The organism is Streptomyces sp. NPDC051940 (assembly GCF_040680895.1).
GTDB lineage: Bacteria > Actinomycetota > Actinomycetes > Streptomycetales > Streptomycetaceae > Streptomyces.
On sequence record NZ_JBFAXR010000008.1, the window covers coordinates 71,973 to 90,868 of the forward strand.

The following is an 18,896-nucleotide window of genomic DNA, read 5'->3' on the forward strand; positions in this document are numbered from 1 at the left end:
CCCCCGGCCCGACACCGGAGTGACCCGGCGGCCGTCCCGGACCCCTGCCGTACCGCCCGCGTGCGCGGCAGTACGGCAGGGTCGGCCTGCCCGTCACCACGGCACAACCCTGCCCAGCCGCCGCTCCCCCGGGCCACCCCGACCCACCCCTACCGCGCCCGGGCGGGCTCCGTACCGGAGGGCCGTGGGTGTGGCTCCGGTGGCGACGCGGTCGGCAGGGCCAGGCGCAGCCGGGTGCCGCTGCTTTCCGGTGGTGCGCCGGCTTCGATGCTGCCGCCGTGCGTCTCCGCGATCTGGCGGACGATCGCCAGACCCAGTCCGCTGCCGGGACGGGAGCGGGCCTTCGGGGAGCGGTAGAAGCGGTCGAAGACGTACGGGAGGTCGGCCGGCGGGATGCCGGGGCCCTCGTCGGTGACGGTGAGCGTGCCGCATGCGGTGACCGACACCGTGACGCGGCCGCCCGGGGGGCTCCATTTGACCGCGTTGTCCAGCAGGTTGGCCGCCGCCCGTTCCAGGGCGTCCGGATCGCCGTGGACCATGCACTCGGCGAGGTCGGTGACGATCCGCACGTCCGGAGCCCGGGCCGCGGCGCGGCGTGCGACACGCTCGGCCAGGAGGTCCAGGCGGGTGTCCTCCGTGTGGGTGTCGCTCTGGCCGTACCGGGCGAGGTCGATCAGATCACCGACCAGTGCCATCAGTTCGCCGGTCTGCTCGCGGGCCGCCGCGACCAGCTCCGGGGCCTGCGGGTCGCGTACTCCAAGGCCCTCGCCGAGGAGCTCCAGGTTGGTGTTGAGACTGGTCAGTGGGGTGCGCAGCTCGTGGGAGGCGTCCGCGACCAGGCGGCGGCGGGCGGTCACGGAGGCGTCCACGGCCGCCGTCAGCGAGGCGAACGCGCGGGCCAGGCGGGCTATCTCGTCCCGGCCGCGGGCGTCGATCGGGGCGGTGAGGTCCTGTGTCGCGGTGATGTGCTCCACGGTCTCCGTCAGCTTGCGCACCGGGCGCAGCACCCGGCCCGCCACCAGCCGGGCGGTCAGCGCGGCGATGACGGTGCCGCCCGCGGTGATCGAAATCAGCAGCGCGAGGAGGCGGTTCAGCGGATCACTGAGGACGGACATCGGCATGGCGACCCGGACGACCATCTCCGCGTCCGGCAGCCTGGCCGTGTAGACGCGGTAGTGCACGCCCTCGAACTCCGTGTTCCGGAAGTACGGCTCGTGGGTGCCCTCCATGACCTGCTGGTCCGTGGCAGTGACGGGGAGGAAGTAGGGATGGGGGCCGGGAACGACCGGCGTCTCCAGCACTTGCAGCTTGGTCGAGCCGACGTCCACGGGCTTACCCGCGAAGAACGGCGGTTTCTGGCCCGTCACATCGGACTTCTTCTTGAAGTTCTTGAGCGTCTCCGGTGCCTGCTGGGCCGCGGCGACGAGGGTGGAGTCGTGCTCCTGCCCGAGTTTGGCCTTCAGCGACGGGTACAGCACGAGGGACGCCAGCACGAGGGCGGCCAGCACCGCCAGTCCGCCCGCCAGCGCGACGCGGTTGCGCAGGCTCACAGCGCTTCCTTCCGCAGGACGTAACCCAGGCCCCGCACCGTCTGGATCAGCCGCGGCTCGCCGGCGGCCTCCAGCTTCGCGCGGAGATAGCTGACGTACACCCACAGCGCGTTCGACGAGGGCCCGAAGTCGTAACCCCACACCGAGTCGAAGATCAGGGTGCGGCTCAGCACCCGCTCCGGGTTGCGCAGGAACAGCTCCAGCAGCGCGTACTCGGTGCGGGTCAGCTCCAGTCGCCGCTCGGCCCGGCGGGCGCGGCAGGCCGCCGTGTCGAGGGAGACGTCGTCGTACGAGAGCACCTCGCGGTCCGCGCCGCTGCGCCGGAGCAGGGCGCGCAGCCTGGCCCGTAGTTCGTCCAGCGCGAACGGCTTGACCAGATAGTCGTCGGCGCCCGCGTCGAGACCCACGACCCGGTCGGAGACCAGGTCGCGGGCCGTGAGCATGAGGATCGGCACGGCGTCGCCGCGGCCGCGCAGGCGTCGGCAGACCTCGAGGCCGTTCGGCTCGGGCATCAGGATGTCGAGCACCACCGCGTCCGGCCGGACGCGGCCCAGCTCCTCCAGGGCGGCGGCGCCGTCGGGGGCGACGGTCACCTCGTATCCGTCCCGGGTCAGGGCGTGCGCCAGCGAGCGGCGCACGGCCTCGTCGTCGTCGACCACCAGTACCCGCATGCCCACAGCGTGCCTCAGGACGTGTAGGGCGCAGGTGAACCCGACTTCTCGTCCGTGGGGCCCGGCTTCTCCTCGCCCTTCGTGCCCGGTTTCGCTTCCTCCTTGCCGTCGCCCGCCAGGCGTATCTTGACCGCCCTGAGCGCGTCCTCGAGCCGCTCCGGGGTGATGCCGAGGCCGCGGGCGATCGCCGCGAACTCCGGGCTGTCCGGGTCGACTCCGTGGTCGCGGCCCAGCCGGTCCAGGGCGTGCATGGTGGCGGTGGCCTGTGCGCGCGTGATGTCGAGTTCCTCCGCCAGGGCCTGGATGAAACGGGCCGGGGTGATCTGCGGGCCGGCCTTGCCCTTCTTGTCGCCCTTCTTGCCCTTTCCGGCCTTGTCGCCCTTGCCGTCCTCGGGTCCGGACGCGCCGAACACCTCGCTCAGCAGGTCGGCGGCCTTCGCTTCGGAGATGCCCAGTTCGCGGGCGACCAGGGTGAGGAGCGCCGGGTCCTTCCGGTCGCCGCCGTTCTCCCCGAGCGCCTGCTTGACCTGGATCAGGACCTGTTCCAGCGCCTCCACGGAGACGCCGTAGCGCTGGGCCAGGCCGGCCAGCCAGTCGGACTCCTTGCCCGTCCCGTCCTTGTCCGCCGCGGTGGTCGCTCCCGGCTTCGCCGAGTTCCCCGTCGCGCTGGCCTGTACGGCACCGCTCATGCCCATGGCGATGGCGACGACCAGCCCCGCGGCGGCCGCCCCCCGTATCCGTCGTGCGTGTCGCATCGGCTTCCCTTCCCTGGGACCGGTGGTGTCCGGCCCGTCCGGGAATCAGCAGACCAAGCGCACTTCTGGCGGAGTCTCGGCGTTGTTTAGAACTCCCTTAGAGACAGTCGGCTGTGGTGTCCGGGCTTCGCGAGCCCGGGTGATGTGATCCGTCGATGGGCGCATATCGTGCGGGCATGGCAGTCATGGAGGTTCGCAACGACAGCAAGGGCTGGCTCATCCTGTGGCTGGAGCCGCTGGGTGAGGACCGCTGGCTGGAGCCGGGAGAGACCTTTCGGATCCGGTCCAATTACGACGGCGACGAACTGGCCTTCTCGGTCACGTGCTGGGTGGACGAGGAGGACCGGGCCGCCGGGATCGAGAACGTCGCGGTCTGGATCGAGGCCGGCGACTGCGACGCGCAGGTGACCGATCGCGCCGGGAACGTCGTCGAGTGCGGCCATCACCGGCCGGTAGAGGTCGACAGGAAGTGGACCGCCGTTGCCGCTGAGATTCGGAGTCGGGCCCGGGGTTAGGCCCGGCCGCAGGCCATGAGCGCCGTGTGAGGAAGTGCGAGAGTGCCGTCCGGGCTTGCGAACTCCGTGCTCAGGGCGTCGAAGTGGCGTTTGATCTCCGCGATCACCGCAGGGGGCTGGCTCGTCACGATCTGACCAATCGTTGCCACCCCGGCGGCGGGGCCGCTCCACCACTCCTCGGGAGTCGTCCGGTGCTCCCAGTGAAGCGTCCGGCAGTCGACGGCCGCCAGGCCCGCGTCGTCCAGCAGCGTGGCAAGGCCCTGCTCGGTGCGCGGGAAGTCGTCCTCCGGGGCGAGTGCGGCGAGGTCATCGGGGCGGGTGGCACCCGCCGCGTGGACGGCGCGGGCGAGCAGTGCCTGTCCGGCGGCCGGCGGTACGGGCCAGATCGTCACCGCGATCCGCCCGCCCGGGCGGGTCACCCGGCGCAGCTCCGTCAGGGCCTCCCGGGGTCGTCCGACATGGTTGAGGACGAAATTGGCCACCACGGCGTCGAATTCGTCGTCGGCGAAGGGGAGGCCGGGCAGGCCCGCCAGGCGTACGTCGGCGGTCGGCGCGGACCGCCTGGCGAGCGCGACCATGCCGGGTTCGGTGTCGACGGCCGTCACCTTCGCGCCTCGGTCGCAGGCCGCCGCCGCGACGGCGCCGGTGCCTGTCCCCACGTCGAGGACCGTGGTTCCGTCCCGGACCTTGGCGGCGTCCAGCAGCTGGGGCACCGTATGCGCGCAGAGCTTGGCGAAGCCGGCCGCGTAGGCGTCGGCGCGCCCCGCCCACTTCCGACGTTCGGACTCGTCAAACGCCGTGACCGCCATGCGGCCCCCTCTCGTGCCGGAGCCGCGGAGATCGCGCCGCGGCAGGCCCTGACGTTAGCCCATGCCGCGCAGCGGCCGGGCAGGCGGTCAGGGGACGGCCTCCAGCCCTGTCGTCCCCGACAGCAGTGCGTGCCCGAGCGGTGTGAGGGTGTGCAGCATCGTGTTGCCGTGGCGGGCGGAGATCACCAGGCCCGCCTCCCGCAGGACGGCGGCGTGCTGGCTGGCCGAGGCCGGGCCCGCGCCGATGCGGCGGGCCAGTTCGGTGGTGCTGCAGGTGTCGGCCAGGTGGCGCAGGCAGCTCGCCCGGCGTCGTCCGAGCAGGCTGACCAGCGGGTCGACGCTGCCGGCGGCGGGCGGGGACGACCACTGCGGTCCGCGGTCGACGGGATACACCACGACGGGAGGCAGGCCGGGATCGATGAAGGTGACGGGTTTGCGCCAGCAGAAGACGGACGGGATGAGCAGCAGTCCGCGGCCGCCGAGGTGGACCTCCCGGTTGTCGGGGTAGTCCGCCTCCAGGACGGGGTCCCGCCACCGCAGCGTCGGTGCGAGGCCGGCCAGCAGGCCGGCGACGCCCCCGCCGAGGACGTCGCGGGCGCGTCGCGCCAGGTCGGCGTCGACCAGCGCGCGGACGCGGTCCGTGTGCGGGCCGACGAGGGCGGCGTGGCAGGCCCGCAGCGCCGTGCCGAGTGCCGTCAGGGCGGCGGGCTCGCCGTCTGCCAGGCGCCGTAGCCCGGGTGAGCTTGCCGGCAGGCAGGCGAGGTCCGCCCGGAGCCCGGCCTTGGGGGTGCTCAGCACCATGTCGATGCCCGCCTCCAGCTTCGCGGCGGATGCCGACGCCGCCGCCGGGGTGAGGAAGTCGGGGAAGTCGCCGACGGGCGGGGCCAGCGTGCGCAGCAGTCGCGGCTGCCAGGGTGGGAGGCCCGCCAGCCGCTTCCGGGCCTCCGCCCGCCATGCGTCGAAGACCACCCGGCCGTCGCGGTTGCCGAGGAGATTGGCCGCCAGGATCAGGTCCCACAGCGGGTCCGGTCTGGTGCTGACGTGGGTGCGCATGACGTCCGCGGCGGTGAAATGGAATCTCAGCACGGGTCCCCCTCCCGAGCCCGTCACCACGGCACCGCACGGAACCCCGGCCTCCGGCCGGGGTGGTGCGTCCGTGCGGTTCCACAGCGAGCCCACACCTCCCACGCGTCCGTGGGGAGGTGTGGTTCCCGGTCGTGGCCGATTCACCGCCGCGTTCGGGGGTGCGGTGTCGCCCTCGGGCGGGGCCCGGCGGTACCGGGGCCGTGCGTGCGTCTCAGCAGGTCGCGGAGGTGTAGGAGGCCTTGTGCCAGACGCCGTTCAGCTGGAACTGGTAGATGCCGTTGACCCGGCGCAGGTGCAGGAGGTTGGGGTAGCCGGCGTAGGTGATGTCCCGGTTGTTGCCGTCGTCGTTGAGATAGCCGCCGTGGTAGCCCCAGGTCAGCGGGCCCGCGCTGCCGTCGTCGTCGAGTGCGCCCTGCCCGATGGCCCGCTGCCAGGAGGCGGTGGCGTAGGCGGTGTTGGGGCCGAAGTCGCAGTCCACGTCGGACAGGTCGAAGCGAGTTCCGTTCTGCTCGATGGCTCCGTCGGCCCACAGGACGAGCTGCCACAGGCCGGTGGCGTTGCTGATCCTGTGGGAGTTCTGGTCGACCACGCCCTCGTCGTTCCAGTCGTCCCACAGGTACTGGCCCCAGCCGCCGCCGTAGACGTATCCCTGGGACGTCGACGCGGCGGCCGTCGGTGCGGTGGCCAGGCCGGTGCCGAGTAGCAGCGCGGCCGCGGACGCGAAAACAGCAGCTTTGGTCTTGAGTCGCAACGTTCGCTCCCTCTCGATGCGTACACCTTCCGCCCGATGCTCACAGGCGCTGATCTGCCACGCCATGAGTTTCAAGAGCAGCGAAACCTCGCACGTGGGAGCTCTGCCGATCAGGGGGTGGAGGCGACCGCACGGTGGGCGTATTGCACGTCGTATCGGATCTTAACGATTCAACTCCCCCATGAGCAGACTCTGTCCACTCTCTTGACGCCCCATCACCACCGCCGTACGTTCCCGCCGACAACTCTAAATCGTTTCATTTACCCGGAAGGGCGGCCCCGATGCGACGCAGCCCCAGCGCGGTTCTCAGACCCCTGTCCGCCGTAGTCTCAGCCCTCGCACTGCTGCTCCTCTCCCCCGCCCCCGAGGCCCACGCCGCCGCACCCACCGTGTGGGTGCAGAGCGCCGCCGACCGGGCGTTCAGCTCCTCCGTCCGCCCGTCGGGCGCGTCCGGCGCCGTCGCCCTGCGCGCCGCCCGAGGCGAGATGGAGGCCGCGCAGATCCTCGTACGGCCCACCGAGAACGTCACCGGCGTCCAGGTCACCGCCGGCGCCCTGACCGGGCCCGGCGGCGCCACCCTCCCCGTCACCGTGCGGCGTGAGTACAACCACCCGCACATCTCGAAGATCGGCGTCTACCAGAACCCGCCCGACGGCGGCACCGCGTACTACGACGCGCTCGTGGAGAACACCCCGCAGTCGCTCGGCGCCAACACCACGCTGGCGTACCACTACAGCGTCCGCACGGCCCCCGGCCAGACGCCCGGTACGTACACGGGGACCGCCGTGGTGAAGTCGAGCGGCGGCGACACCACCGTGCCCGTCAGCGTCACCGTCTACAACGTGACGCTGCCGGCGGCCGACCAGTCCACGTTCAGGATGAACAACTGGTTCACCTCCGCGGGCTGGGACTACAACGGCACGATCCGGTCCATCCCCGCGCAGTACGGCGTCCAGATGTACGACGCCAACTGGTGGAAGGTCATCACGAACATGGCCGCCAACCACGCCCGGCACCGCAACAACGTCATCTTCGCGGACTTCCAGGCGCTGCTGATGCCCGACTCCACGGTCGACGCGAACGGCACCTACACCTTCGGCTGGGCCACCTTCGACCGCTTCGTGCAGACCTTCGTCGACGCGGGCGCGATGCAGTACCTCTACACCCCGCACCTGCTCGAGCCGCAGTCCGGCGACGTCATCAAGATGGACATGATGAAGCAGGTCGGCGGGACCATGCAGCGCGTCCTCGCCGACCCGGACACCGCCGAGACCAACGCCTACCTCGACCAGCTCTTCCCCGCCCTGAAGGCGCACCTCGACGCCAAGGGCTGGACCGACCAGTTCTACATGAGCGCCCTCGACGAGCCGTCCACCACCAACCAGGTCAACGCCGCCAAGTGGCTGTACGCCAAGTACCGCCAGTCCTTCCCCGCGCCGCTGACCAACGAGGCCCATCTGGCCGTACTCCCGCAGCTGGAGCAGGACCTCACGACGGCCACCCCCTACACCGGCCTGTACGACGACAACGTGGGCTACTACCAGCGCCGCCGGCTCAGCGGCGCGGACCTGTGGCTCTACAACTGCATCGTCCCGCAGAACGAGCGGATGAACCGCTTCATCAGCTACCACCTGGCCTCCACGCGCCTCACCCCGTGGCTCACCTGGAAGATCGGCGGCACCGGCTATCTGCACTGGGGCTGGAACTTCTGGTGGGACTTCAGCGACCTCAACCGCCCCTCCGACACCTTCGACGACTGGCAGACCGGCGACAACTGGCTCGTACGGCCCAACAAGCCCGCGTACGACGTCTACGACAGCGTCCGCAGCGAGACGCAGCTCGACGGACTGGAGGACGTGGAGCTGCTGAACCTGCTGAAGCAGACCAAGCCCGTCACCGCCGCGGCGATCGCGAACACGCTGATCACGGACTCGGTGACGTACGAGCACTCGGGCACGGAGGTCGACAGCCGGCACCGCCAGATCCTCGACGCCCTCGCCTCCCCCGCCCCCGACCTCGCCTTCCCGTACGCGGACGACTTCGCGAGCGGCGAGACGTCGTGGCGGCACCGCTCCGGCACCTGGTCGGTGAGCGCCGGCGAGTACGCCCAGACGGACACCGCGAACTGGGGTGAGACCGCGGCGCTGGAGGGCCGCGCGTACGGCGACGTGGTCGCCTCCGCCGATCTGCGGATCACCGGCGTGAACGCCAACGGCGGCAACACCAACTGGGCCGGGGTGATGCTGCGCAACCTCAACGGCACGGACATGGACAGCGGTTATCTGATCGCCCAGCGCAACAACGGCGAGGTCTTCGTCTACCGCAGCGGCACCACGCTCGCCTCCGCGACCGTGCCCGGCTACTCCCCCGGCGGATGGAACAACCTGCGCGTCGCCGCCCGCGGCAGCACGATCACCGTCTTCAGCGGCGCCAGGAAGGTCCTGACGGTCACCGACAGCGCGTACAAGGCCGGCGGCTTCGCCCTGGTCACCGGCGGGGCGGGCGCCCGTTTCGACAACGTCCGCATCAACCCCGAGGTCAACCCCGCCGAGGCGCGCACCGTGACGGCCTCCAGTTCGTACGAGGCCGACGGCTGGTCCACGGCCGGGGCGACGGACGGGCAGCGGACGGGGCTCGGGTGGAGCAGTTCGACGGCAGCCATGGGCTCGGACCACACCGAGTGGCTCCAGGTGGATCTGGGCGCGTCCCGGCGGCTGGACCGGATCGACCTGTATCCCCGCTCGGACGGCACGAACGCCGGGCAGGGCTTCCCGGTCGACTTCCGCATCGAGGTGTCGGCGGACGGCTCGTCCTGGACGACGGTGGCGAACCGGACCGGCTACCCGCGGCCGTCCGCGACCGCGCAGACCTTCCCCTTCGCCCCGGTGAACGCCCGCCATGTGCGGGTCACCGGCACCCATCTGAGCACGGACCAGTTCGGGCACTACCACATGCAACTGGCCGAGCTGGAGGCGCTGGGCGGCAACCTGGCCTCCGGACGGGCGGTGACGGCGTCCTCGTCGGTGGAGTACCAGAACGAGGGCTGGCTGCGTAAGAACCTCACCGACGGGGCGCGCTCCGCGCTGTGGTACTCGATGGGCTGGAGCAGCAACCCGGGCGCCGCCGCCCGTACGGAGTGGGCGTCCGTGGACCTCGGCGGCCCGACCCGCTTCACGCAGGTCGACCTCTACGCCCGTACGGACGGGGAGAACACCGGCGGCGGCTTCCCGCTGGACTTCCGCGTCGAGGTGTCGTCGGACGGCTCGGCGTGGACGACGGTGGCGAGCCGCACGGGCTATCCCCGCCCCGACGCGGGCCCGCAGACGTTCACCTTCGCCGCCACGACGGCCCGGTATGTGCGGGTCACCGGGACGGCGATGCGGGAGGATCCGTTCCACATGCAGCTGTCCGAAGTGGAGGTCCGGCAGGCATAGCAGGCCCGGGAGCTTCACCTCTTCGGGCCAATCCGCCGCGCACGTCGCCTCCCCGGCCCCCAGGCTGGGTCCATCCAGAGCCAGGGAGGCGACGCGATGAGCGGCGGAGGGTGGACGGTGCTGGCCGTGTCCGCGGTCAGCGCCGCCTACGCCCTCGGGTCGCGGCGGCTGGCGTCCACGCCCGTGTCCTCGGCGATCGTGTTCACGGGCTGCGGTGTCCTGATCGGCCCCGTCGGACTCGACCTGGTGAGCCTGACGACGGACGCCGAACCGATCGTGGCCCTGCTGGAGACCGCCCTCACCCTGGTGCTGTTCACCGACGCCGTGACCGTCCGGCGCCGCGATCTGACGGTCGGCGGTTTCCTGCCCCGCCGGCTGCTGGGCATCGGGCTCCTGCTCAGCATCGCGGCCGGCTGGCTGCTGGCCTGGCCGCTGCTGCCCGGCCTCACCCTGTGGGAGCTCGCCCTGGTCGGCGTCATCCTCGCCCCCACGGACGCCGCGCTGGGAAAGAGCGCCATGTCCGATCCCCGCGTCCCCCCGCTCGTCCGCCAGGGCTTGAACGTGGAGAGCGGCATCAACGACGGCATGGTCCTGCCCTTCTTCGTCGTCGTCCTCGCCGCCATCCCCCACACCAGCTACGCCGCCGAGGGCGTGGCCGGCACGTTCCTGCGCGCGCTGCTCCTCAGCACCGCGCTGGGCCTGGCCGTCGGCGGGCTCGGCGGGCGACTCCTGCAGGCCGCGCGCGCACGGGGCTGGGTCACCACCGAATGGCGCCAGGTGTACGTACTGGCCGTCGCCGCCGCCTCGTACACCCTGGCCGACCTCCTGGAGGGCAGCGGGTTCATCGCCGCCTGGGTCGCCGGCTTCGCCTTCGGGCACGCCCTGCGCCGCCGCCCCGCCGGCGAGGGCCGCGACGACACCGCCGCGTTCGCGGAGAACCTGGGCGGCCTGCTGGCCTCGATCAGCCTGATGCTCTTCGGCGCGGTGCTGCTCGGGCCGGCGCTGCAGCACCTGAGCTGGCGGATCGTCGTGTACGCACTGCTCAGCCTGACCGTCGTCCGGCTGGTCCCGGTCGGGCTCTCACTCCTGGGCAGCGGGCTGCGCGCACCGACGGTGGCGTACATCGGCTGGTTCGGCCCGCGCGGGCTCGCCTCCGTCGTCCTCGGGCTGCTGGCCGCGCAGGAACACGTCCCCGGGATGGAGCTGGTCGGACGCACGGTGGCGGTGACGGTCGCCCTGAGCGTCCTGCTGCACGGCGTGTCCGCGTCGCCGCTCGCGGCACGGTACGGGCGGTGGTACCGGCGCGCGGCTGAGGGCGGTACGGCGGAGCTGAGGGAGGCGGCGGCGGTGCCGGAGATGGGGCGGGGGCGGCTGGGGGTGCCTGGCGAGTAGCCGGCGCTCAGGACAGGGCCAGCACGCAGAACTCGTGCCCGTCCGGGTCCGTCAGGCACGTCCACGGCGCATCGCCCTGGCCGACGTCGAGGTCGGCGGCGCCGAGGGCCCGAAGGCGGCCGACCTCCGCCGCCCTGTCGTCGTCCGGGTAGGGCAGCAGGTCGAGATGGACGCGGTCCGGGACGGTCTTCACGTCCGGGGTGCGGAGGAACTCCAGATACGGACCGGTGTCCCCGGCCGAGCGCAGCGCCGCCTGGTCGTCGGTCACCTCGCGCAGCGTCCAGTCCAACGCCTCGCCCCAGAAGCCGGCCATGGCCCGCGGATCCGAGCAGTCGACGACCACCGCGGCGATCGGACCGGTGTCCCGGTAACGTTCCCGCGGCTCCAGGACGCAGAACTCGTTGCCCTCGGGGTCGGCGAGAACCGTCCACGGCGCGTCCCCCTGGCCCACGTCGGCGGGCGTGGCGCCGAGATCCCGCAGCCGTGCGACCAGCTCCGCCTGGTGGGCCACGGAGGTGGTGGCGAGGTCCAGATGGGTGCGGTTCTTCGTGGCCGACTTGGCTTCCGGAACGGGAACGAAGTCGATGCCGACGGCGACCGGATGCGGCCAGACGAGCCCACCGGCGGGCCCGACGTACGTGGTCACACCGGGGTGATACGCGGTCCAGCCGAGCGCCTCCGCCCAGAACGCACCGACCCTCGCAGGGTCGATCGCCTTGATGTTCACCTGAACGGGACGCAGTGCCATACCGGTGATCCTAAGGGCGTGCAGGGTGTGCCCGGGGCGGCGGCTCGGGGCCGGTGCGCAGGCGGGGGTGGCGCGCCGCGTTTTAGATTGGGCCCGGGGGCCGACGACGACCTGGGATGCGGTGGCTGGTGGACCTCGAGAGCGTGGTGCGGGAGCTGTACAGCCTGCCGCCCGATCAGTTCGTGGCCGTGCGCACCGAGCGCGCCGCTGCGGCTCGTAAGGCCAAGGAACCCGCCCTGGCCAAGGAGATCGGTGGCTTGCGCCGGCCGACGCTGGCGGCCTGGGCGTCCAACCTGCTGGTCCACTCCGCGCCCCGCGAGGTGGAGGGGCTGCTGGCGCTCGGGGCCGGACTGCGTCAGGCCCAGCAGCAGCTCGCCGGGGACCGGCTGCGGGAGCTGACGCGGCAACGCAACGCCCTCGTCGCCCAGCTGGCACGCCAGGCCGGCACGCTGGCCGCCGAGGCCGGGCAGCGGATCAGTGCGGACGCCCTGAGCGAGGTGGAGAGCACCCTGCACGCCGTGCTCGCCGACGAGACCGCCGCGGCGCAATGGGCGAGCGGTCGGCTGGTCAAACCCCTGTCGGCAAGCACCGGCTTCCCCGGTACGGCCCCTGCACACAACCAGCACATCGAGCCCCCGCCTGCCGCGCGGCCACGACCGGCCGCCGACCTCATGCGGGCCCGCACCGCGGCAGCAGAGGCGGAGCTGGCGGTCCGGGAGGCGGCGGCCGAGCTTGAGCAGGCCGCGGCGGACCGCGAGCAGTGTGCGGCGCGGGTACGGGAGGCGGACGCCCGCGAGAAGGAGTTGGCCGGGGAACTGGAAGCCGTGCGGGCCCAGGGGGCCGATGCACGGACGGCCCTGGGCGAGGCAGAGCATCGCGAGGACGCCGCGGTCCGTACGGCGGAGCAGGCCCGCTCGGCGGCGCAGGAGGCGGTCGACGAGGTCGCGCGGTTGGAGTCGGAGTCGTCCGAGTAGCGGTGCCGCGCCGCCCGCGGCCGCGGCGTCCCCTTGCTGCCGGTCGATTGTCAGTGCCGGCTGCGATGCTTCGACTGCCGATGAAGGAGGGGATCGTGCCCAAGTCGTACACGACGATGTGGCCGCAGGACGTGTGCAAACGGCTCCGCAGGGGCGGGTATGAAGGCCGGGTTCTGGAAGTGCTGTTCGGCGGGCCGCACCATGGCATGCCGCGCTTCGGCAAAGCGGTGAAGCCGGGCGACGTGGTGTATCCGGTCAGCCTGATACGCGGGAACCTGCACGTCATAGGACGTGTAGAGGTAGTCCGGGTCGCCGAGTACGACGACTACCCGGCCGGGTCGCGAACGCCGGGGCTGGACGATGAGGAGTTCGCCACGATCCAGCGCTGGCCGGAGCTGGTGTTCAACTGCGTCAGCGAGGCCCTGATCGGTCGGAACGGAACGCCGATCAACCTCGGCAGCACCCTCCCCGCCGACGCCCTGACCCGAATGACGTACCTCTACCGCCGCGGTGGCGAGCGCCCGCTGCGGCATGTCGTCGACGGGCGGCTCACCCACTACGAAGGCATACGCGGCGTGTACGAACTCACGCCTGCCTCTGCCGACGACCTCCGCCGAGCAGTCGAATCCCCGCAGCCCACGCCGGCCGGCGCCGGCACGCCATAGCACCCGGCCGTCGGCGCCTCAGCTGCCCGTGGCCTGCCACTCCCGCGCCAGGACCGACCAGACCTCCGCGTCGTGGCGGACGCCGCGGTAGAGGTAGGTTTCGCGCAGGACGCCCTCGCGGGTCATGCCGAGGCGCTCGGCCACCTTGGTACTGGCCGTGTTCTTCGGCGACGCCAGCCACTGCACACGGTGGATGCCGCGCTCGTTGATCGCCCAGTCGATGATCGCCCGCGTCGCGCGTCCGACCAGGCCCCGGCCGGTGGCGGCGGGCTCCAGCCAGCAGCCGACCTCGCACGTACCGGCGGCGGCGTCGAACCGCGGGAAGGAGACGCCGCCGACGAGCGTGCCGTCGAGCCAGATCCCGTACAGCCGGCCGGTGTCGGAGGCGGCCTTCTCGGCGTAACCCTGGAGATAGCCGCGAGCGGAGTCCAGGTCCGTGGCGAGGTCGGGCAGCTCCATGTGCTCACCGATGAACTCCCGGCCGCGATCCATGTGCGCGAGGAACTCCTCGGCCCACCACGGCTCCAGCAGCCGCAGCTCGGCCCCGTCCCCCAGAGAATGCGCGAACATAACCATCCCTCGCAGTGCGCTCGTCCAACTTCTCGATCTTCGCACGCGCGTCCGCGTGCCGCGTGGGCGCAGGTGGCAGTATCGCTCCTGGCCAGTCATGGAGGGAGATGCCGGTGGTCCAGCAGGACGGGGTGATACGGGCCCTGCTCACAGCGATGGCGACCCTCCAGGATCTCGTCGCCATCGGACATGACTCGCACATGGCGTTGAGCACCCTGGAGGAGATTTCCTACGAGCTCGGCAGGATGGATGCGGATGAGCGCCGGCACTTCATCGACGGGCTGGAGCGCGTGGCCGCGCAGGAGCCGGAACGGGCCGAATGGATTCGGAGTGTCCGACGGGCGCTGGGTCTGGATGACCCACGGGCGCTGGGTCTGGATGACCCACGGGCGCTGGGTCTGGATGACCCACGGGCGCCGGGCCTCGCTGACTGAGGCCTGAGGCCGGGGTCACGCCGCTTCGGGGACGGCGCGTCTCACCCCGCCCCGCACCCGCACGACTCCCGGTAGGCGATCTGCGGCTGCAGGCGTATCGACCGTGGGCTCGACGTCAGTTCGCCGTTCATGCGGCTCAGCAGGAGCGTCATCGCCGTGCTGCCGATCTCGTACGCCGGCTGGGTCACCGCCGTGATGCCGGGGCGGAACAGGTGCATGTACGGGAAGCCGTCGAAGGCCGCGAAGGCGACGTCGCGGGGGATGTCCAGGGACAGGGAGTGCAGCGCCTCCACCGTTCCCACCGCCGACTCCGTGCTCACCGCCACCACCGCCGTGGGACGGTCCGGGGACGCGAACAGGTCGCCCACGCGCGCGCGGGTGCCCGCCGCGAGGCCGCTGCCCCACAGGATCAGGGCGTCGTCGGCGGGGATGTCCGCCGCCGCGAGCGCGTCGGCGTAGCCCCTGGCCCGTTCCTCTATGGTCGGCACCGACCTGTCGCCGGCCGCCAGCGCGATACGGCGGTGGCCGTGGCCGACGAGGTGGGCCACGAGGTCGCGCATGGGCGCCGTGTTCTCCACTCCGACCTGGTCGGCGCCGATCGCGCCCAGGCGGTCCATGACCACCAGGGGGATGCCGTGGGCGCGGATCGCCTCCAGGCCCGCGCGGTCCGAGCCGCCGACCGGGGCGACGACCAGGCCGTCCACCTTGCGCTCGGAGAGGACCTGCAGGGCGCGGCGCTCCAGCTCCGGATCCTCCCCCGAGTTGGCGAGCAGCAGGGTGTAGCCCGCGGCCGTCGCCTCGCGCTCCACGCCGCGGATCATCTCGGCGAACGCGGGCTGGGCGACGTCGGAGACGATCAGCCCGATCGAGTCCGTACGCGACCGGCGCAGGGCCCGCGCGACACCGTCCCTGCGGTAGCCCGTGGCGCGGATGGCCTCCTCGACCTTCTCCCGGGTGCGCCGGCTGACCGGGCGCGTCGCGTTGACGACGTGCGAGACGGTCGAGGTCGAGACTCCTGCCAGCCGTGCGACGTCGACGATCGTCGCCACCGTTCGCTCACCCCCGGGTCGAAAACTGATCGAAACGTTTGCCTGGATCGTGGCACGGGGTCAACAGGCTGTCAATGGACGTGAACTGAGCATCTGAGCTGGGCATCTGAGCTGACCCGGCAGGGCAGTTCAGGCGTGACGTCTTGACACCGCGGATGTTACGAGTACTTTTCATCGAAACGTTTGCCACCCAGCCGTGGCACCGGGCTCCACCCTTCCCCCCACCACTCCCGCACCTGAGAAACCAGCCGAGCGGAAGGCCCGACGCAATGTCAACGATGAATTCAACAATACGCAGGTCAAGGCGTCTTAGCAGACACCGGACGATCGGAATTGCGGCCGTCGGAGCGCTCGCCGTTCTCGCCGCCACCGGGTGCGGATCGGCCACGAGGACACCGGGAGCGCAGGGCAAGGGAGTCATCACGCTGTCGATGCAGAACCCCAACGTCAAGGACCAGGACCCGGCGACGTACGAGCTCGTCCAGGCGTTCAACAAGGCCCATCCGGACCTGAAGATCAACCTGGTGGGACAGCCCGTCGAACAGCACCAGCAGCAGATGACCATCGCCGCCCAGAGCGACACCCTGCCCGAGATCTTCTGGATCTACGACTCGCTCGCCCGGAACATGGTGAAGGACGACAAGCTCCTCGATCTCACGCCGATCCTCGAGGAGAAGGGGCTGAAGGCGAAGTTCAAGCCCAGCATGACCGCCGCCTTCCGCTCCGGTGACCTGCAGTACGGGCTGCCCTACCAGGCCCTGGTGACCGGGTTCTACTACAACGAGGCGGTGCTGAAGGAGCACGGCGTCGCGCTGCCGGAGACCTTCGACGATCTCGTCGCGGCGGTGAAGAAGCTCAAGCAGGCAGGAGTCGTGCCGATCGCCAAGGGTGCCAACACCTCGGCGTTCAGCGTCTGGTCGTTCCTCACCATGCTCAGCCGCTTCGGCTTCGAGGACAAGGCGCAGGCCGGCAAGCTCCGCTACGACAACCCCGACTTCCTGCGGCTGTACGAGCACGTCGAGGAGCTGGCCGACGCCGGCGCCTTCCCGCCGAACATCTCCACCCAGACCTACGCGCAGGCCGTGGCCTCCTTCACCGCCGGCAAGGCGGCGTTCCTCGACTCCGGGGTCTGGGAGGCCGCGAAGATCCAGCAGAGCGGGGTCGGGAAGGACGTGAAGTTCTGGGCGGGGCCCGTCTTCGCCGACGGCGTGGGTGAGCAGAAGCTGGCCATGAACGCGCCCTCCGCGCCCTTCGTCGTCAGCGCGAAGGTCAAGGACGACGACAAGAAGTACCGGGCCGTGCGGGAGTTCCTCGGCTTCTACTACTCCGACGCGGGCCAGCAGATCCTCGCCGACAACGCGCAGCCGCCGGTCACCACGTACCAGCCGACCGTCGACACCGCCGCCGACACCGTCTTCGCCGCGGTCCTGCACGAGGCGTCCAGGCCCGGCTGGTCCAGCCCCTCCGCGCAGCCCGACCTGGTCGTCTCCGCCGCCACGGCCAGCGCGATGTACGACAGCCTCTACGGCGTGATGCAGAAGGCGCTCACGCCACGGGAGGCCGTGGAGCTCGTACAGCGCAGCATCAAGTAGCCCGGCCACAGGCAGGAACGAGCGCCATGAACTGGCTCACCACGCGCCGGCACTTCGCCCTGATGGTCACGCCGGCCCTCCTGATCTACACCGTCTTCCTCGTCTTCCCGATCTTCTACTCGCTCTACTACAGCTTCACCGACTTCGACGGCGTCTCCACGCCCCGGTTCACGGGCACCGAGAACTACCGGGCGATGGCGGACGACGGGTTCTTCTGGACCTCGATGGGCAACACCGGAATCATCCTGGGGATCGCCCTCGTCCTGCTGATCCCGCTCGCCTTCCTGCTGGCCGTGCTGCTCAGCGGGGACGTCAAGGGCAGTGCCGTGCTGCGGCCGCTGGTCTTCGCGCCGGCGATCGTCGCGCCCATCCTGGTCGGGCTGGTCTGGATCTTCATCCTCGATCCGGACATCGGTCTCCTCAACGGCTTCCTGCTGGCCGTCGGCGTACCGGCCCAGCCGAAGTGGATCGGAGGCACGGACCTCAGCCCCTACTCCATCGCCTTCGTCCATCTCTGGCAGCAGATCGGCTTCATCGTGACGATCTTCTACGCCGGAATCCGCATGCTCCCGCGCGAGGTGCTGGAGGCGAGCAGGCTGGACGGGGCCGGCCGGGTGCAGCAACTGCGCTACATCGTGGTGCCGATGCTGCGCGAGACCTTCGGCATCGTCACGGCGCTGGTCGTGACCGGGGTGTTCAAGGTCTTCGAGCTGGTCTACGCGCTGACCGGCGGCGGGCCCGCGCATCTCTCGGAGGTGCTGGTCAGCTACATGTACCACGTCACCTTCACCACCCAGCAGTACAGCTACGGCATGGCCCTGGGCGTCGTGGTCTTCGCGGTCGGCGCCGTGGCCTCCGGGCTCGCGCTGGCCGCGAACCGCAGGAAGGCGGCAGACAGGTGAGCGTCATGGAACAGACCCGGACCGCGCCCGCGGGCCGCGGGACTGCCCCGCGCGGTAGGGCCACGCCCCGGCGACCGCGCAGAGGGCGGATCATCGCCACGGCCGCCGCGTATCTGATCACCTTCGTGATCCTCTTCCCGCTGCTGTGGATCGTCCTGCTGTCCTTCCAGCCGAACGACGACATCCTCGGCCGGTCCTTCTCCTTCGCGGACATCAGCCTGGCCAACTACCGGCAGGCGACGCGGACGCTGAACCTCCTGGTGATGTACAAGAACACCCTGGTCCTGGCGTTCTTCTCGGTGACCGCCGGCCTCGTCGTGTCCTTCATGGCGGCGTTCGCGCTCACCCGGATGGTCTTCCGCGGCGGACGGCGGCGGGCGCAGAGCACCCTGCGCTACTACTTCCTCGCGGGGCTGGCCATCCCGGTGTATGTGCTGCTCTTCCCCGTCTACCGGATCGACATCGCGCTCGGGATCTTCGGTACGCATCTGGCGCTGATCCTGCCGTACATCGCGGTCACGATCCCCTTCAACATCCTGCTGCTCACGGGCTTCCTGCGGGAGTTCCCCGAGGAGGTGGAGCAGGCCGCCCTGCTCGACGGGGTGGGGTTGTGGGGGATGGCGTGGAAGGTGGTCTTCCCGCTGATGCGGCCGGTGCTCGCGACGCTCGCCATCCTCAATGTGATCTACGTCTGGAACGAGTTCCCGTTCGCGGTGACCCTGATCAACGATCCGACGCTGACCACGGTCTCGCTGGGCGTCTCGCAGTTCCAGGGCGTCTACGACGTCGACTACGGGGCCATGATGGCCTCCGCGACCCTCGTGCTCGTACCTCAGCTGGTCGTCTACGCGCTCTTCCAGCGCCAGGTCATCTCCGGGATGACCGCGGGCGCGGCGCGCTGAGCACGGCCGTCCGCGAGAGGCCGGGAGCCGCGTGCCCGGATCCCGGTCGCCGTCCGGGGCCGATCCGCCCAGTTCACGGCGTACACCGCCGACCACT

The 18,896-nt window shown here is 71.0% G+C and carries 18 protein-coding genes; 9 read left to right on the plus strand and 9 right to left on the minus strand.

Going from position 1 to position 18,896, the window contains the following annotated elements:
* Positions 1 to 149: 149 nt before the first annotated feature.
* Genes AB0M28_RS05900 through AB0M28_RS05910 form a run of 3 tightly spaced genes read right to left on the minus strand, consistent with a single transcriptional unit; the run spans position 150 to position 2,976 of the window.
* Positions 150 to 1,550, minus strand: a complete 1,401-nt coding sequence (locus AB0M28_RS05900) for a HAMP domain-containing sensor histidine kinase (RefSeq protein ID WP_365398365.1) — start codon at positions 1,548 to 1,550, stop codon at positions 150 to 152.
* A complete protein-coding gene (locus AB0M28_RS05905) occupies positions 1,547 to 2,221 on the minus strand; it encodes a response regulator transcription factor (RefSeq protein ID WP_365398368.1) in 675 nt (224 codons plus the stop codon). Before AB0M28_RS05905 ends, AB0M28_RS05900 begins: the two co-directional genes overlap by 4 nt.
* Before the next feature lie 14 nt (positions 2,222 to 2,235).
* Complete coding sequence (locus tag AB0M28_RS05910; protein WP_365398371.1) at positions 2,236 to 2,976, minus strand: hypothetical protein; 741 nt, start codon at positions 2,974 to 2,976, stop codon at positions 2,236 to 2,238.
* Between the two features lie 176 nt (positions 2,977 to 3,152).
* Here AB0M28_RS05910 and AB0M28_RS05915 point away from each other — a divergent pair, with 176 nt between their 5' ends.
* Positions 3,153 to 3,491: a hypothetical protein gene (locus tag AB0M28_RS05915; protein WP_365398374.1), complete on the plus strand. Its 339-nt coding sequence runs from the start codon at positions 3,153 to 3,155 to the stop codon at positions 3,489 to 3,491.
* Here AB0M28_RS05915 and AB0M28_RS05920 read toward each other — a convergent pair.
* The 3 genes from AB0M28_RS05920 to AB0M28_RS05930 form a co-directional block, all read right to left on the minus strand.
* Positions 3,488 to 4,300: a class I SAM-dependent methyltransferase gene (locus AB0M28_RS05920; RefSeq protein ID WP_365398377.1), complete on the minus strand. Its 813-nt coding sequence runs from the start codon at positions 4,298 to 4,300 to the stop codon at positions 3,488 to 3,490. The genes AB0M28_RS05915 and AB0M28_RS05920 overlap by 4 nt on opposite strands.
* Before the next feature lie 87 nt (positions 4,301 to 4,387).
* Complete coding sequence (locus AB0M28_RS05925; RefSeq protein ID WP_365398380.1) at positions 4,388 to 5,386, minus strand: winged helix-turn-helix domain-containing protein; 999 nt, start codon at positions 5,384 to 5,386, stop codon at positions 4,388 to 4,390.
* A 211-nt stretch (positions 5,387 to 5,597) separates the two neighbouring features.
* Positions 5,598 to 6,137, minus strand: coding sequence for a peptidoglycan-binding protein (locus AB0M28_RS05930; RefSeq protein WP_365398382.1), 540 nt, complete (start codon positions 6,135 to 6,137; stop codon positions 5,598 to 5,600).
* A 281-nt stretch (positions 6,138 to 6,418) separates the two neighbouring features.
* Between AB0M28_RS05930 and AB0M28_RS05935 the strand changes: the two genes are divergently transcribed.
* Positions 6,419 to 9,571, plus strand: coding sequence for a discoidin domain-containing protein (locus AB0M28_RS05935; RefSeq protein ID WP_365398385.1), 3,153 nt, complete (start codon positions 6,419 to 6,421; stop codon positions 9,569 to 9,571).
* A gap of 96 nt (positions 9,572 to 9,667) precedes the next feature.
* Positions 9,668 to 10,963, plus strand: a complete 1,296-nt coding sequence (locus tag AB0M28_RS05940) for a cation:proton antiporter (RefSeq protein WP_365398388.1) — start codon at positions 9,668 to 9,670, stop codon at positions 10,961 to 10,963.
* Positions 10,964 to 10,970: 7 nt separating this feature from the next.
* On the opposite strand, the gene AB0M28_RS05945 is transcribed toward AB0M28_RS05940, so the two are convergent.
* Positions 10,971 to 11,711, minus strand: coding sequence for a VOC family protein (locus tag AB0M28_RS05945; protein ID WP_365398391.1), 741 nt, complete (start codon positions 11,709 to 11,711; stop codon positions 10,971 to 10,973).
* A gap of 128 nt (positions 11,712 to 11,839) precedes the next feature.
* Between AB0M28_RS05945 and AB0M28_RS05950 the strand changes: the two genes are divergently transcribed.
* Both AB0M28_RS05950 and AB0M28_RS05955 read left to right on the plus strand, forming a co-directional pair.
* Positions 11,840 to 12,685: a hypothetical protein gene (locus tag AB0M28_RS05950; protein ID WP_365398394.1), complete on the plus strand. Its 846-nt coding sequence runs from the start codon at positions 11,840 to 11,842 to the stop codon at positions 12,683 to 12,685.
* Positions 12,686 to 12,780: 95 nt separating this feature from the next.
* Positions 12,781 to 13,350, plus strand: a complete 570-nt coding sequence (locus AB0M28_RS05955; protein WP_365398397.1) for a hypothetical protein — start codon at positions 12,781 to 12,783, stop codon at positions 13,348 to 13,350.
* A gap of 18 nt (positions 13,351 to 13,368) precedes the next feature.
* Here the strand turns inward: AB0M28_RS05955 and AB0M28_RS05960 are convergent, their stop codons facing one another.
* On the minus strand, positions 13,369 to 13,920 hold the full coding sequence (locus AB0M28_RS05960) for a GNAT family protein (RefSeq protein ID WP_365398400.1): 552 nt from the start codon (positions 13,918 to 13,920) through the stop codon (positions 13,369 to 13,371).
* A gap of 113 nt (positions 13,921 to 14,033) precedes the next feature.
* Here AB0M28_RS05960 and AB0M28_RS05965 point away from each other — a divergent pair, with 113 nt between their 5' ends.
* Positions 14,034 to 14,354 carry a hypothetical protein gene (locus tag AB0M28_RS05965; protein ID WP_365398403.1) on the plus strand — a complete coding sequence of 107 codons (321 nt, stop codon included), beginning with the start codon at positions 14,034 to 14,036 and terminating at the stop codon, positions 14,352 to 14,354.
* A gap of 41 nt (positions 14,355 to 14,395) precedes the next feature.
* On the opposite strand, the gene AB0M28_RS05970 is transcribed toward AB0M28_RS05965, so the two are convergent.
* Complete coding sequence (locus AB0M28_RS05970) at positions 14,396 to 15,403, minus strand: LacI family DNA-binding transcriptional regulator (RefSeq protein ID WP_365398406.1); 1,008 nt, start codon at positions 15,401 to 15,403, stop codon at positions 14,396 to 14,398.
* Positions 15,404 to 15,834: 431 nt separating this feature from the next.
* Here AB0M28_RS05970 and AB0M28_RS05975 point away from each other — a divergent pair, with 431 nt between their 5' ends.
* Genes AB0M28_RS05975 through AB0M28_RS05985 form a run of 3 tightly spaced genes read left to right on the plus strand, consistent with a single transcriptional unit; the run spans position 15,835 to position 18,799 of the window.
* Positions 15,835 to 16,995: an extracellular solute-binding protein gene (locus AB0M28_RS05975; protein ID WP_365398409.1), complete on the plus strand. Its 1,161-nt coding sequence runs from the start codon at positions 15,835 to 15,837 to the stop codon at positions 16,993 to 16,995.
* Between the two features lie 26 nt (positions 16,996 to 17,021).
* Positions 17,022 to 17,897 (plus strand): sugar ABC transporter permease, encoded by an 876-nt coding sequence (locus AB0M28_RS05980; RefSeq protein WP_365398412.1) that lies wholly within the window; start codon positions 17,022 to 17,024, stop codon positions 17,895 to 17,897.
* Between the two features lie 5 nt (positions 17,898 to 17,902).
* Positions 17,903 to 18,799, plus strand: a complete 897-nt coding sequence (locus AB0M28_RS05985; RefSeq protein ID WP_365398415.1) for a carbohydrate ABC transporter permease — start codon at positions 17,903 to 17,905, stop codon at positions 18,797 to 18,799.
* Positions 18,800 to 18,896 lie beyond the last annotated feature (97 nt).